10 protein-coding genes are annotated in these 14,774 nt (G+C 45.1%); 1 reads left to right on the top strand and 9 read right to left on the bottom strand.

Annotation, left to right across the window (positions count from 1 at the left end):
- Nucleotides 1–108 precede the first annotated feature (108 nt).
- From adiA to BUR09_RS07585, 8 genes are all read right to left on the bottom strand, one after another.
- Nucleotides 109–2,433 carry an arginine decarboxylase gene (gene adiA / locus BUR09_RS07620; RefSeq protein ID WP_217694177.1) on the bottom strand — a complete coding sequence of 775 codons (2,325 nt, stop codon included), beginning with the start codon at nt 2,431–2,433 and terminating at the stop codon, nt 109–111.
- A 29-nt stretch (nt 2,434–2,462) separates the two neighbouring features.
- Entirely contained in the window at nt 2,463–3,890 is a 1,428-nt protein-coding gene (locus BUR09_RS07615; RefSeq protein WP_074216332.1) for a basic amino acid/polyamine antiporter, read from the bottom strand.
- A gap of 495 nt (nt 3,891–4,385) precedes the next feature.
- Nucleotides 4,386–6,869, bottom strand: a complete 2,484-nt coding sequence (gene ptsP, locus BUR09_RS07610) for a phosphoenolpyruvate--protein phosphotransferase (RefSeq protein ID WP_074216331.1) — start codon at nt 6,867–6,869, stop codon at nt 4,386–4,388.
- 4 nt (nt 6,870–6,873) lie between these two features.
- On the bottom strand, nt 6,874–7,503 hold the full coding sequence (gene dhaL / locus BUR09_RS07605) for a dihydroxyacetone kinase subunit DhaL (protein WP_074216330.1): 630 nt from the start codon (nt 7,501–7,503) through the stop codon (nt 6,874–6,876).
- A 16-nt stretch (nt 7,504–7,519) separates the two neighbouring features.
- Nucleotides 7,520–8,593 (bottom strand): dihydroxyacetone kinase subunit DhaK, encoded by a 1,074-nt coding sequence (gene dhaK / locus BUR09_RS07600; protein WP_074216329.1) that lies wholly within the window; start codon nt 8,591–8,593, stop codon nt 7,520–7,522.
- Nucleotides 8,594–9,012: 419 nt separating this feature from the next.
- Nucleotides 9,013–9,897, bottom strand: coding sequence for a DMT family transporter (locus BUR09_RS07595; RefSeq protein ID WP_074216328.1), 885 nt, complete (start codon nt 9,895–9,897; stop codon nt 9,013–9,015).
- A gap of 21 nt (nt 9,898–9,918) precedes the next feature.
- On the bottom strand, nt 9,919–11,031 hold the full coding sequence (locus BUR09_RS07590; RefSeq protein ID WP_074216327.1) for an acyltransferase family protein: 1,113 nt from the start codon (nt 11,029–11,031) through the stop codon (nt 9,919–9,921).
- A gap of 281 nt (nt 11,032–11,312) precedes the next feature.
- The gene (locus BUR09_RS07585; protein ID WP_084539388.1) at nt 11,313–12,059 is read right to left on the bottom strand and encodes a sulfite exporter TauE/SafE family protein; all 747 of its coding nucleotides are present in this window, start codon (nt 12,057–12,059) and stop codon (nt 11,313–11,315) included.
- Between the two features lie 428 nt (nt 12,060–12,487).
- Between BUR09_RS07585 and BUR09_RS07580 the strand changes: the two genes are divergently transcribed.
- Entirely contained in the window at nt 12,488–13,243 is a 756-nt protein-coding gene (locus tag BUR09_RS07580) for a prepilin peptidase (RefSeq protein WP_074216325.1), read from the top strand.
- Between the two features lie 279 nt (nt 13,244–13,522).
- On the opposite strand, the gene BUR09_RS07575 is transcribed toward BUR09_RS07580, so the two are convergent.
- On the bottom strand, nt 13,523–14,605 hold the full coding sequence (locus tag BUR09_RS07575; RefSeq protein ID WP_074216324.1) for a methyltransferase domain-containing protein: 1,083 nt from the start codon (nt 14,603–14,605) through the stop codon (nt 13,523–13,525).
- Nucleotides 14,606–14,774 lie beyond the last annotated feature (169 nt).

Genomic DNA, 14,774 nt, shown 5'->3' with positions numbered 1-14,774 from the left:
CGAAAAAAGCCCGTCATTATATATTTCACACGGCTTTAATTCAGCCGACTTAAGTAATCAAAAAAGGCTGTCCTTTGATTAAAGGACAGCCTTACTAAAGCAACTCAACTACTTTCTACGCCGCCTATTGTTCACACAGAGCACGTGATACTTACCATTTTTGACTTCAGCACCTTCAGTAACATGCTCGAAACCGGGGAATCGGTTGTCCCAATCTTCGAGATGCTTGAGGTACTGGATAGCGGGGCATTCTTCTTGTGTCCCAAACGCTTCACCCGACATGATCATTGGAATACCTGGGGGATATGGAAGCAAAGAATTAGCGGCAACCCTGTTTCCAAGTTTGTCGGAAGGAATAAGCTCAACTTCCTGCTGCACTATCTTTTCATAGGCATCACGTGGTTTCATAAGTGGAGTGAACCGACTGGTATAAGCCTTGTCGAGAGCAAGGTGCATTTCACTTGATTTCAAGAACGCAAACATCTCCTCTCCAAGTGCCTTGAGTGTCTTGCCTTCATACTTATCAGGATAGGCTTTGAATAAGGCTGGTAATACGTGACGCACGGTATCGCCAGAGTCATAATGCTCTTTAAACCGAATAAGCGTGTTGAGCAAAGTTCCCCATTTACCGCGAGTTATCCCCATGGAAAAGAGGAACATTATCTGAAAGTCTGTTGTACGTGTTGGAACTATCCCGAAACGGGTGAGATACTGGGTTACGAGTGCTGCAGGAACCCCGTCTTGTAACAGCTTGCCATCGTCCCCCATACCAGGGGTAAGAATGCTGACTTTAATAGGGTCGAGCATGCACCAATTATCTTCATCCAACTCGAAGCCGTGCCATGTATCATTCGGCTTGAGCCGCCAGCAGTCCTGATCTTTTGTCAGTATATCCACGGGAGCATCTTCAAAAAGAACCCATTCTTTTTCTCCCTGTTCTGTCACCTGAACATACTCTGGATTCCATGGCTTAAAGAACCAGTCCTTGTGATTCTCGTGCTCACGCCAAAGTCGTGCCATGGCTCTACGGAAATCTACGGCCTCCTGAATTACTTCTTGCGTAAGTGATTCTCCGCTCTCTCCGGACATCATTGCGGCAGTGATATCATTAGAAGCAACAATAGAATAGAGAGGAGAGGTTGTGCTGTGCATCATATAAGCTTGGTTGAACATGGTCGGATCGACTTTTTTACGCCCTTCACGCACATGAATATATGATGACTGTGAAAGCCCGTTAAGAAGCTTGTGCGTGGAATGAGTTGCGAACACGGTAGCTCCCTCATGCTTATCCGGTTCCCCATTCATGGCAAAATGATCCTCGTACATATTATTGAAACGGGCATAACCGTACCATGCTTCGTCGAAATGGATAATCTCTGTTGATTTCTCCAATTGCTCTTTTGCCTTCTTTGCGTTGTAACACAATCCATCATACGTGCAGTTAGTTACCACTGCGTATACAGACGCACCATGACTCCGTCTTCCATCCATTTGTTTTACGAGTGGAGACCTTTTCACCGTATCGGCAATGGCTTCAGGGGTCATGTCGGCAACTTGAATAGGTCCGATTATGCCGTATCTGTTACGAGTGGGAATCATGTAAACTGGAATTGCACCAGTAAGAATGAGTCCTTGTTCAATAGACTTATGGCAATTACGATCAATCAATACGACATCATTGTTGGTAATGCATGACTGCATAATTGTTCTGTTGGAACCGGAACTTCCTACAACAACATTATAGGTTTGATGTGAGCCAAACACTCGAGCTGCATACAACTCGCTGTCACCAAAAGCTCCGGTGTGATCGAGCAAAGAGCCAAGGGAAGCACGTTCAATGCCCATATCAGTGCGAAATAAGTTTTCACCGTAATAATCAAAAAAGACTCTGCCCACAGCAGATTTTGTAAAGCCGATACCTCCTTGGTGTCCTGGGGCTGCCCATGAGTATTCTTTTATTGCAGCATACCGCATTAAGGCATCCATCAGCGGCGGCAACATCTGATTGCGATAACGGCGCATTGCGGCCTCAATTCTTCCCGCTATAAAGTCTGCGGTGTCTTCCACAATCCACACAAACTCATCCACCATTTCCATTAAATGGCTGGACATGGCTAAGGTAGTTTTTTCTCGTTCTGCAATAAGGAACACCGGAACATTTGTCTGTCTACGGTGCAACTTTCGAATCAAACGCTCCGCTTGCTGATATTCTTCATCATTCTCGTTGTGCATATTAGCACTAAGCAACAGGCAATCAACAGGTGTATTTGCTTGCAGGATAATACGGGCATCACAAAAACTGTAGGAGCGGGTAATGCGTACATTCTGCTTTTCCAGCTCCTGCATAAGTCTATGCACAGCATTACTCACGTAGGTCTCTGCCTGCGTTGTTTCGTCCTCTGCCACTAATACATGAAAGTCTGACACTGACACGTAATGCTCCTTACTGCTAGTTGCCCCCATTACTTACCGTACCCGCTGCCAAAAAATACCGCCGCAGTTATTGCTATCCCTACAAGCATAACTGCTCCTACTTTCTCCCATCCAACAAACAGAACTGCAGCACCCTGTTCTCGTTTTGCTTTCCAGAACACCCCTAAACCAAGGGCAAATAATATGCTGGAGAGCAATAACAGTTTAGGTGTTGCAGCGTAGAGAAGCCATAATGCATAGACCGCAGCAAACCCACCGGAGAACTGCGCCATGCTTTTAGAAACTGGCTGGTCTTCTGGATAGGTATTAGTCATGCACAGCTTGCTCAAATAGACTGCACTGACAAAATATGGATAAAGAATCATCACACCTGTGATATCTACCAAAAACAACCAGGCATCTTTAGCAAACAACACAACAAACATGGTCAGCTGCATAAAGAGGCTTGTCACCAGAAGTGAAACATATGGTGATTCATGCCTATTTTCTTTTGCAAATATTTTAGGAAAAACACCGTCTTTTGCGGCAACATGCGGAACCTCTACCACCATAATGGTCCACGACAACCAGCTACCCAACAACGCAATGATCACACCGGCATTAATAAAAGATGCACCCCACGGCCCTACAAGTTTTTCCAACACATAAGCCGCGGACGGGGTAGGAAGCTTTGCAAGTTCTGCCTGTGATAAAAATCCATATGGAAGAAGAGAGATAAGAACATAAAGAGTAAGGCACATAAGCAGGCTTATGATGGTTGCTCTGCCCACGTCATCCGCATTCCTAGCCCTGCCAGAGACAACAACAGCACCTTCTATACCAATAAACGCCCATAACGTTACAAGCATAGTGCTTTTAAGCTGCTTACCTAACCCACCAAGCCCTGCGGATGCTTCTCCCCAGAAATCAAACGTGAAATGACTTGCTGAAAAAAAGATTGCAAGAATCACCACAAGCACCAGCAACGGCAACATCTTTGCAATCGTTGTAATAGTATTTAGCACACTGGCTGTGGACACACCGAAGAGGCAAATCGCACACATGCTCCATATAAGAACAGAACCGCCTATGAAAGCTTGAATCTGTGCGCTGAATGTTTCCGGCGGAAAAAAGTACGCGGCAGAATCCATAGTTAAAACAGCATAGCCAACATTACCGAAAACAGCACTCAACCAATATCCCCATGCCATTTCAAATCCGACAAAGTCCCCAAATCCATCATGGGCATAGGCATAGATGCCGGAATCAAGGTCTGGACGTGCATCCGACAACGCTCGGAAGGACGTAGCAAGGAAAAACATCCCCAGCCCAGTCAGTACCCATGCCAGCATAACTGCACCGGCTGCGGCACCTTCTGACATATTTGATGGCAAATTGTATATTCCACCGCCAACCATGGCACTCACTACAATGGCTACTAACCCAACCAATCCAAGCTTCTTTTGTCTTTCTGCCATCACATTCCTCGTGCTACGCTGTTAGAAGTGCTTCAACCCCATCCTTACTATTCAGCAACACAGCCCGTCACAAAGAAATTATTTATCGCAACCATCCAAACATATTTTATTTTTTTAGCAACCATCTGTTTACTCAAACAAAAAAGGTGTGTCTCTATTGCAACAATCTAGTGTCAAATAGTGCTTGAGCTTTTTTTTCTGGAGATAAGTCATAAGCTATGAAAGATACACATTAATGAATGTCTTCGCGTTGTTCCGGTCTCAAGTCGCATTAACCCGGCGACGGTACCTCCCAGAGATGGATTCTTTTTCAATTAAGTGAAATTCATCCCTAAAAAAATCCGGAACTTACCCCACGCATTTTAGAGACAACCTAGACAGAAAAACCCACCTGGCAGCAAGTGGGTTTTTTCTATTATGAAGCCTATGTCTTCAGAAGGGCTGCACGCAGACTCATCATTCATGAATAAACGGCAAGCCATTTTGCATTCAACGTTAGTACTGCATACAGCAGTGCATGGAGACAAGAGCCTTTACGCTTTCAGCATCCGGTAAATCCATTGCCTCCAAAGCAACCTCTTTTGCTTCACTCGTTACTATGGTGCGAATCATCTCTTTCGTCTGTTCAAGCGAAGTAGGTGATACAGCAAGCGAGTCTATTCCCAGCCCAACAAGCACAAAAACTGCCTGCAAATTACTGGTTATTCCTCCGCCGACACTCACCGGAATCCCCGATTCATGTGCCAGACGAATTATGTCACGCATTATCCGCAATATTGCAGGATGTAACTGTGTAAACTCTGTACCTAATACAGAATTTTTAACATCAAATACCATCACATACCGTGCAAGATCATCACCACCAAGTACAAAGAAATCTGCTTCGCGTGCTAGCTGGTCAGCAAGAAATACAGATGCAGGTACTTCAATCACGACTCCAAGGTCTACGTTAGGCGCAGCAGGTATAGATTCTTTTTTCAACATGACACGTGCTTCATTAAAAACACCATACACTTCACGCAGTTCTGTCAAATGGGAAACCATCGGAACCAACACTTTAATTGGATACTCCGCTGCGAGACGAATAAGAGCCTTAATCTGTTGAACAAATAAATCACGATGAGCAAGGCTGAAACGAACTCCACGTCTATCAAAAGCAACATTACGCTCTACTGGACTCTTTTCCATGTATGGAAGTATAATATCACCGCCCAAGTCTGCAGTTGAAACAACAAGAGGCTCCCCGTTCAACATTTCTGCAGCTCTTTTATATTCCTGATACTGCTCTTCTGAAGAAGGTGCACTATCCCTGTTCAGATAAAGGTATTCTGTACGTAAGATACCGATCCCGTCCGCACCGGCTTCAAGCGCAACTGGAATTTCATCCACGTTCTTCACATTCACTTCAACTCGTACAGATTTACCGTCACGTGTTATCGCAGGTTCAACTGCTTTCTTACGCACTTCCTGCAAGTGAACATCCCACTGAGAACGCAATGCCGTCAGCTTTTCCTGCTCTCCTGCATCCGGAGAAATCCAGACTTCGCCAGTAGCCCCGTTAAGTCCTATAACATCTCCATCTTGAAGAGAACTGATAAGCCTTTTTACCCCGACTACAGCGGGTATTCTCAAAGTTCTGGAAAAAACTGCCACGTGGGAAGCAGCACCACCTTCCTGCGTAACAATTCCCAACACATTTTTCGTATCAAGATTAGCCATATCTGACGCCCCAAGATCGTTTGCTATCAGAATAGCTGGATTTTCAACCTTAGGACCACAAAACTCTTCCCCCGTTAATGCGCGCAGTACACGGGAACCAACGTCAAGCACATCCACAACCCTGCCCCGAACATATTCATTCTGCAAAGTGCGGTATCGCTCCATGGTCTTCTCTATAGTCTCTGCCCATGCAGCTTCAGCATTATATTTTGCCTTAGTTATATAATCATGTGCAGAACAGGTAATGTACGGATCGTCCAGCAACATACTATGCAAGGCAAAAAACTCTGCCTCCTCTGCAGTCTCAACATTACCGGAAGCCTGATGCTCCAAGTCTGCCAGTTCAATCCGGGCCATGGCTATAGCTTCCGCCAGACGAACCATCTCTCTTTCAGCATCTGAAACTATTTTTCGTTCGACAATCGGTAAGGTAGGTCGATACCAAACTACTGAACCAAGAGCACTGCCTGGTGCTGCTGCTATACCACCTTCCGGCATTCGTTCTCCTCGCAAGCGAAAGTCTGGCTTATCTACATCACCAAAATTCACATTCGCCAACGCCTGCAATGCCTTTAGTACATCTTTAGCATCCGCCCCCACGGCTCTGAACTGAATAACGTCCCCCTTCTGCACTGTCAGCATGGTAATCTGGTTTAACGAGCGTGCATCCGCACTATCAGATCCCCGAATGAGCCATACATTGGAAGAATATCCGCCAACAGTTCCTGCAATACGAGCTGCCGGACGAGCATGAAGTCCAAGATGATTGGGGACGACTAATGAAATTTCTTCACTTTCCTCTTTTGATGGAGGCATATTCTCATCCTTTTGCGCCGTAGGTATTCTCACTTCTATTCCGAGTTGCTTGGATTTTGTAGGCATAATGGATGCAATTTCTTTCAATATTGTCTCCACACTCGCTCCCGCAGCCGACTGAACCACCGCAGCCAATGCACCTTCCACAAAAGGAGCTGGACTCAGAAATACTTTACCTTGCTCTTCCTCAGGCAAGAGTTCAACGGCAGCCTCAGTACTAAGCAAAGCACTGCCAAAATCCATAAGCACAATAACCCCGTCTCCCTGTTGCGCCTCTACAATAGCCTCATGGATTCTCATGGGGTCAGTACCGATAGGGTTCTCTTCATCACCTGTTCCGCAAGCCACAAACACAGGAACAGTCCCTTTCGTCATCTGTTCAGTTACTTCCAGAACCCCTGCCACCAGAAGATTACTATGAGAAACTAAAACAATACCTACCATAGGGTTACCCTCTTACACTCTCGTACAATGCCGTAATAAGATAATACGACGATGTTGCTCCCGGATCCTGATGTCCTATACTCCGCTCTCCGAGGTAGCTTGCTCGTCCCTTTAGAGCCAGCATGGGGATTGTTGCCTTCATGCCTGTCTCAGCTGCATCAACACAGGCCTTCAGAATTTCTTCTAATCCCATACCTGCATCTAAATTTTTTTTATATTCACGCAGCACGGGCGCCCACACATCATACATTGTTTTTTCGTTCTCCTCAGTTCTTCCCCGCTCAACCAGTCCAGCTACTCCAGTAGCAAGAAATGTCATAAAAGCTGCTGCATCAAGCTCATTTGCATCCCCAACTGTTATTGCTCCCTTAAGGAACAATGCACCATACAAAGGACCGCTTGCACCACCGATACTGGAAAGAAGCACCATACCAGCACGCTTAAGCATCTCTCCCAAACTCAAGTCTTCCATTTTCGGCAGCTCGCTACGAAGCTTGTTAAACCCCCTGTCCATATTAATCCCGTGATCAGCATCTCCAATAGCGGCATCAAGTATACCCAGTTCGTCCTTATTGGCAGCCATAGATTCAGCAGCCCTTTCGAACCACGTCAGCACAATGCGTTTATTCAACATCCCTATCCTCTTCGTTCTATTCACGACCGAAGCGACGCAGAGCTGGCGTCTCCACCCGTGCATCCCACAACTTCACCATCTCATCATCTGCCCGCAGGAGGCTTATGGAGCAGCCCTGCATTTCCAAAGCTGAAATATAGGTTCCCACAAGATTTCGTATAATACTAACGCCGCGCTCCTCACATATAGCAACAAGTTTTCTGTACACGCCGTACAGCTCGCCCAGAGGAGTTCCACCCATGCCGTTCACCAGCACAATAAATTCATTACCTTTTACAAAAGGCTCACTCACAAGCTGCACATCTTCCCACTGGCCCGTATCTAGATTCAATTCACGAGCAACACGGACGTAGGCTGGATCTGAAAAAATACGTCCAACAAGATTCTCTACGAGTTCATCCATGGGTGACATACACCTCCGCTCTACGCCTTGTTCTCCGTGAATACCAATGCCGATCTCAACTTCATCGCTTCCCAAAAGAAACGTAGGTTCCCCCACAATCGGAACAATGCACGAACTTAAAGCAACCCCCATCGAACGTCCGTTCTGGTTCACACGTCTGCACAAGTCCGCACATTCTTCCAATGAATACCCAGCCTGCGCAGCCGCCCCCACAATCTTCTCAGCAAGCACAGTAATACCGATTCCACGCCTGCCAGCCGTATGTCCTCCGCCTTTTACCGCCACATCATCATCGATTAAGACACACTGAACCCGCATACCATCCATCACACACAACTCGGCAGCAGTTTCAAAATTAAGCACATCTCCTGTATAATTCTTCACCAGAAACAACACGCCTGCACCTCGGTGCACCTGCTTTGCGCACTCATAAATCTGATCAGGAGTTGGAGACGTAAAAATTTCCCCGGGACATGCTCCATCAAGCATTCCGTTCCCGACATATCCACAATGCAGTGGGTCATGACCACTGCCGCCGCCAGAAACGATGGCAACTTTCCCCTCAGGTATATTTTCCCTGTACACGAACCGTGGCTCAAGATTCAAAAGAAGATCTGAATTTGCTGCCACCAGTCCCTGTAACTGTTCATTCACAACATTTTCCGGATCATTAATAAGCTTTTTCATTGTCATCTCCGAGATCGTCTACTCACACTTTCTCGTATTAAAAAACAACGATACCACGGATGGTCACAGAAAATCGTGGATTATCTACACCGCATCTTTTTTATCTGGTCCGAGAGTTATCTTTGCTACGCAGCGAACTTAGGACCTTTCAAAAATAAAAAAGGGCTGCCCTAACTAAATAGGACAGCCCTTCGTTGCTGCTTAGGAAGCACAATCACACTATGTGCCCCTTGATTCTCTCATCAATTATAATTCAAAAAAGCTAGCCGCTCGCGGACCCCAACGTCATAATCAACGAACAGTCTCTTCGCACGTTAATGCTTCAGAAAATCTTGTATTTTTACTTAGTAACTATCTTGAAATATTCTGGACGGTAGACAGCAGAACAATATTCTTACATTCCGCGGATGCATCTCTTTTTAGGCATTACGCTTTGCCGCAGAGTTTGTCAGATAAACACCTGCTACAACGAGGCTTACACCTGCAAGCAGCGAAAGCGAAAGCGGCTCACCAAGGAAAAACCAACCAGAAAGGATTGCAGCTACAGGAACAAAGTTAATAAAAACAGCCGAGCGTGACGCACCGATGGTATTTATTGCTTCATAGAACCAAGTGAAACCGATGACAGTACCAAGCACACCAAGATACGCGATACATAGAAAATGGTTCACAGTGTAACTGGAAAAATCACTTATCATCCCTTCGTAAATGGCAAACGGTAAAAGCATGATTGTGCCTGTAATACAGGAGTAGGTAATCGCCGCATACGGTGTCAGGAATCCCATCATGCGTTTCCCTAGCAGGGAATAAGCAATCCAACTAGCCACACCACCAAAGATTGCAAAGTCTCCACCACTTAAACCGCCAGTAAAAAGCGATACAGGATCACCACGAGAGATCGCAATTGTTGCCCCTGTCACCGACAGACAAATACCGAGTCCCTTACGGGAGCTAAGCTTTTCTCCAAAAAATAGTGCCGCAAGCAACGTAATGAATATCGGGTTGGTTGAAACGATAACTGCGGCTCTCCCCGCAGGTACAGTCTGCAACCCTGTAAAAAAGAATGCATTGTAGGCAAATACACCGGTTGCCCCCAAAAGCCAGACACCAATCCAACCTTTCTTGTCCAACACCGGCAGACCACCGGCACGAGAATACATAATCCATATAAGACAGAGCGATGCTAATAAAAACCGCAAAAAAGCTGCGGAAAAAGCTCCCATTCCATCCGAAAGCAGTCTGCCAGCTACGAATGTTCCTCCCCACAAGAATGCGGTAAGAATAAGTTTTACAAACACCACCATATCTATTTTCTCCTAGGGCCCTTAAAACATACGCCTCAACAGTGGTGCTTTTCGCAATATAACCGCTGTAAGGAACCAACAAAGCGCCATAGCGGTTATAAACACAACCGCAGCTTTCAAGTAAATCGAGCATCGTACGGGAATCAAAACATACACCAGCCAATAAACAATCAAGGCATGTAGAAAATAAATGCCGTACGAGTTATCTGCAGCCGAGCGCCAGATCCGCCCGCTGCTGTTTACCCACGTACTAAAAAGAGCACTCCAACCCATTAGTGATGCTATGCAATACGTTGCAAAAGAACAGGCGAGGACAAGCTGTTTTTTCCACAACGGTGCATGTGCAGTTGTGAATCCCATTTTTGCAGTGAGATATACGACCATAGTGATAGCAAGAACAGGCAGCCATGCCCTTTTACGGGGACGATAGCCTCCGTCGGTAAACCAACCATATTTCCAAGCCCATATGCCAAGACTAAAATAGAGAATGTGCTGGAAAACTCGTTCCGGCTGAAATGAAAGAAGGTAACTGACGAACCAATAATCTACAGGGAAAAATTGAAGAACTATATAGAAACACACGGCTGACGCCGCTACAAACGCAGGAAAAAACCACAATGGAGCAGTTGCAGGAGTTCGAGTTAACTCACGTAACGCTGGAATGCATTTCCACAACAGAGTCAACCCGACAAACATCCAGAACAATAGCGCAAGAAACCAGTATACTGAATGCTGAAACGCCTCAGTCCAAAATGTACTTGTCCAGAAGGAAAACAGCTCTACAGGAAGCTTTCGTGTAAACGGGATCATAAATGCTGTTGGCGGAGCAAGAACCACAACGCCCAATACCCATGGAAAGAATAGACGCCAGACCTTTTGCCATAAAAACTCCATAGCTCCATGCCGTCGCAACGACGGTAGCGCAAAGTAACCGGCGATAAAGAACATAGCAGGCATAATCGGTACATCAATCAGCACCACTAGCAGCGTGAAAAACTTGCTTGTTACCGGATCAATCACATACCACCAGTTGGGAGCATACATCATGTAGCAAAGAGACACATGCAACAAAACTACGATAAAAATGATTGAAGCACGTAGATTATCTAAAAAATATAGCCTGTTCTCACCCATGCAAGCCTCCACTACTCTGATGCCCTTAAAAGCGTCCTTTTTTCAAATCTTATAAGAGGATACTATCTTTCACATCAAGCAATATTGCAGGCTTATTTAATAAATTTAATTTGTTACAAAGAACGCATACCAATTCACATCATACAAAAAAAATCCCGCACATTGTTTTTCAAAACAACGCACGGGTACAAAAACATCTTTTTGTCAGTTTGTGGCCTAAGTCAGTCTCAATGCTAATTAGCTCCAAGGTATGAGAGAAAAATACATAGCATTTTATCGTCTTACGCAATCGCTACTAATTGTGTAACAGCGCTTCTCAAGATTATACACGCCATTACAGCAAGCATTCCAAAAAGAACCTTACGGTAAGTAAATTCACCTATTCTTCGAGATAACAGCACGCCAAGACGAGCACCAATCATAACAGCCGGTGCCGCTGCTGCAAACAACATGACTGTCTCCTTGGTCTGGATTCCGGCATAAGTCTGCAATGAAATAACCAGCACGCCGGACACAATAAAATAGCTAGCAATACCAGCTTTAACAGTATCCTTCGCCCAACCTGCAAGAGAGGTATACACAATAGTTGGAGGACCTCCCATGCCAATAGATGAACTGATGGCAGTTGAGCAGAATCCCGCTACAACACCCCAGCCTCTGTGAACTACTTTTTGGCTTTTGCCCTCAAAGAAAAGTCCCCACAGCGCGTAAATGAACAAAAAGATGCCCATACCTAACTTCAGGTAATGAGCAGGAAACTCCTGCATCATTGTAATACCTACAACAGCACCTGGGACAGTGCCGATGTAAATAGGCTTAAGCCGATCGAAATCAATATGTTTACGATACGTCCATGCCATTTGCAGGCACAATGTAACGCCGAGAATAGTGCAACTTGGTACTGCCAAACGCAGTGGAACCATGGTTGTAATAAGGGGCATGGCAATAAGCGCGGCACCAAAGCCCGCAATACCGTTGATGAATCCACCAACGCCCCAGCACAATGCTACAAAAATAACATGTTCCATTATATACTCCGTTGCCCGACACCTGTCGGACAGTTAATGACTGGAGGCACTGTGGGCTAAAAAAGGTAAAATGTTAAATACTAATTTATGAGACTTGCCATAGGCTCTATCTATGCTGCCTCTCATTGTTAACAAAACACACATTTTTTATGCCCAAAAACGCCCCTCGGAATATATATTTTCTCTTTAATTCACATCAGACAAAAAGATTAAACCAATAAACTCAAAAGATTCTCTCTCGGCCCCTTCACCTCTCTAACATGCCGAAACACAAACACATCTTCAAAATCCCCCCTATTTTGAAGGGCACGCAAAAAAAGCACTGCAAAAGCTTGGACAAGCTTCCGTCAGCGCTTTATGTACAATGAAACAACAGTCACACAATAACTTCTCACGTAACGCTCTAAAAAACGCATTACGGAAAACACATGTATATTCTATTTGCAGCTCTTTTGGGACTTATTCTCGGCAGCTTCTACTCTGTCTGTGCCAGCCGTTACGGAACAGGCAAAACTATTATTAAACCTGCCCGTTCTGAATGTCCGCAATGCGGACATCAACTTTCGGTCCTTGAAAACATCCCGCTTGTAAGCTTCATCATCCAAAAAGGACGCTGCAAGCACTGCGGTGTACGTATACCGTTCTTCTATCCACTAATTGAGATATTCTCGATGGCTTGGGCTGTCCTTGCTGCATTACACGCTTCCTCCCCAGCTGAATGGGGTGCGCTCATGATCATCGGGGGCATATGCTTAGTTGCGTCTGCCATTGATCTTCAGACCTTCCTTCTGCCGGATGTACTAACATACCCCGGAGCTGTGGTTATACTCGCCGCTAGCTACGCCGGCGTACTCCACATCGACTTCATACAATCCCTGCTCGGAGCGTTCATCGGTGCTTTTGCATTATGGGCAGTTGCAGCTCTCTATAAGCTTATTCGCAAGATCGACGGCATGGGATTTGGTGATGTTAAATTTATGTTAATGCTCGGGGCACTTACGGGGCTTGATCATCTTTCAATATTTGTCCTCATCGCCAGCCTATGTGCACTTTTGTTCAGCATCATATCACTACGGAAAAAAGTAGGAATATCTACAACATATATACCATTCGGCCCTTTTCTCGCTTCGGGGGCACTTCTTACGTATCTCTATGGAAACCAGATTGCCGCAGCTATCCAGTAATCAAAAGAGCTGATAAGCCATTATCTTGAACCAGAAAGTTCATATCCCCTTCTAACATTATTTAGTATTTTTAAACAATTCTCAATAATTACCCCCTGTATTCCTACTCCACTATGTGCTAAGAAAACATATTATTTTCAATACCCCGACTAAGAAGAACTGGTGTGAAAAAGATTTTCTGCACCTCAATCTTTTTCACAGCCTTTACCCCCCGTCCGCGGGTATTCGAAGGTCAGAGGCATATTAACGACTATGCCTCCGACCTTTTTTATTCTGCGTTTATTTATAGCACAGGTAATGACTATTAAACCCGTCCTCAGGAATATCGTACACTTCAACAGAACTGAAACCAGCAATTGAACACAGCTCCAACGCCTGCTCCCTGCCCCACATCATTCCAAGTCCCATGCCATTCTCTACTAAGCCAACAGGCATACAATGCATCAAGCTTACTGTGTACAGAAAAGCTCCCATAGGATGATTCTTATTCTTTGCAACAGAGGAACTCGCGGCAATATCAATCATTGAAAAAACACCACCAGATTTGAGCATCAGCTGTATATTCCTCAGTGCTTCAAACGGACGAGTCTGATCATGAATTGCATCAAAAGCCATAATATAATCAAACTGTTCAGCCTCAACAACTTCTGCTGCGGCATCCTGAACCTTAAACTGAATATTCTTCAACCCCATCTCTGCAGCACGCTTTTGTGCTTTCTCAATACTTTCCTCTGCAATATCAAACCCCATAAAGGTTGAATTTGGAAAAGCCTCTGCCATTAACTGCAGAACAAGACCATCTGCGCAGCCGATATCACAAACATGGATGCCCTGCTTCAAGCGTTCAACTATGACTCCATTCTGAACAGAAGGAAGAAACGTATCAACAAGTACCTGTTTGTGTTTCGCATTCGCAAGTTGTTCCATAAAGGCATAAAATGGTTGATATTGCGCATAACTTATCCCCTCACCATTCCGCATTCCAGAAACAACCTCATTCAGCACCCCTTGAGTCAGTAATGGAATTTCCTGTGTGTATACACCAAGATTGGCATTGCCACCGTTACGAGTAAGAAGCGGAACATACTCCTTAGGCAGGAAGTACAATTCGACGCCATATTCTTCAGTCACCTCGACAATCCCCCCCGTAACCATGACCCCCAACCACTCCTGAAAATAACGCTCGTCCAAGCCGCCTTGCAGGGCAATGGATTCACACGGAGCAGGTTCATCAAAATTAGCCAACGCTTCAAACGCACCAGACGCATATCCAATGCCCATTGCCGTATTTAATGCACCATAATTCAGTATATCACACAGCTTCTGGCAAAACTGTTCAGTCCTATCTACAGAAGTTCCCATTCTGTTTTCTCCTAATGAATCACTTCGAAAAAATATAATAAATACGTATAGAAAGCCGTCAACTGCAACCTCAACAGTAGATACTCAACAAGCTACATTTACAGGCAAAAAGTTCTTTTATTACACGCCCTCAATTTTTCTCATGAACACGATAAGAATTTTTAAATAG

Source organism: Halodesulfovibrio marinisediminis DSM 17456 (assembly GCF_900129975.1).
Classification (GTDB): domain Bacteria; phylum Desulfobacterota; class Desulfovibrionia; order Desulfovibrionales; family Desulfovibrionaceae; genus Halodesulfovibrio; species Halodesulfovibrio marinisediminis.
The sequence above is the reverse complement of the archived record's forward strand: the minus strand, read 5'-3'. Positions and strand labels throughout refer to the sequence as shown.

Bases quoted from the DNA above. Each gene is read 5' to 3' on its own strand.
- BUR09_RS07585 (WP_084539388.1), bottom strand. From the start codon at position 12,059: ATGGAACATGTTATTTTTGTAGCATTGTGCTGGGGCGTTGGTGGATTC.
- BUR09_RS07595 (WP_074216328.1), bottom strand. From the start codon at position 9,897: ATGGTGGTGTTTGTAAAACTTATTCTTACCGCATTCTTGTGGGGAGGA.
- dhaK (WP_074216329.1), bottom strand. From the start codon at position 8,593: ATGAAAAAGCTTATTAATGATCCGGAAAATGTTGTGAATGAACAGTTA.
- BUR09_RS07575 (WP_074216324.1), bottom strand. From the start codon at position 14,605: ATGGGAACTTCTGTAGATAGGACTGAACAGTTTTGCCAGAAGCTGTGT.
- BUR09_RS07580 (WP_074216325.1), top strand. From the start codon at position 12,488: ATGTATATTCTATTTGCAGCTCTTTTGGGACTTATTCTCGGCAGCTTC.
- ptsP (WP_074216331.1), bottom strand. From the start codon at position 6,869: ATGGTAGGTATTGTTTTAGTTTCTCATAGTAATCTTCTGGTGGCAGGG.
- BUR09_RS07615 (WP_074216332.1), bottom strand. From the start codon at position 3,890: ATGGCAGAAAGACAAAAGAAGCTTGGATTGGTTGGGTTAGTAGCCATT.
- dhaL (WP_074216330.1), bottom strand. From the start codon at position 7,503: ATGTTGAATAAACGCATTGTGCTGACGTGGTTCGAAAGGGCTGCTGAA.
- BUR09_RS07590 (WP_074216327.1), bottom strand. From the start codon at position 11,031: ATGGGTGAGAACAGGCTATATTTTTTAGATAATCTACGTGCTTCAATC.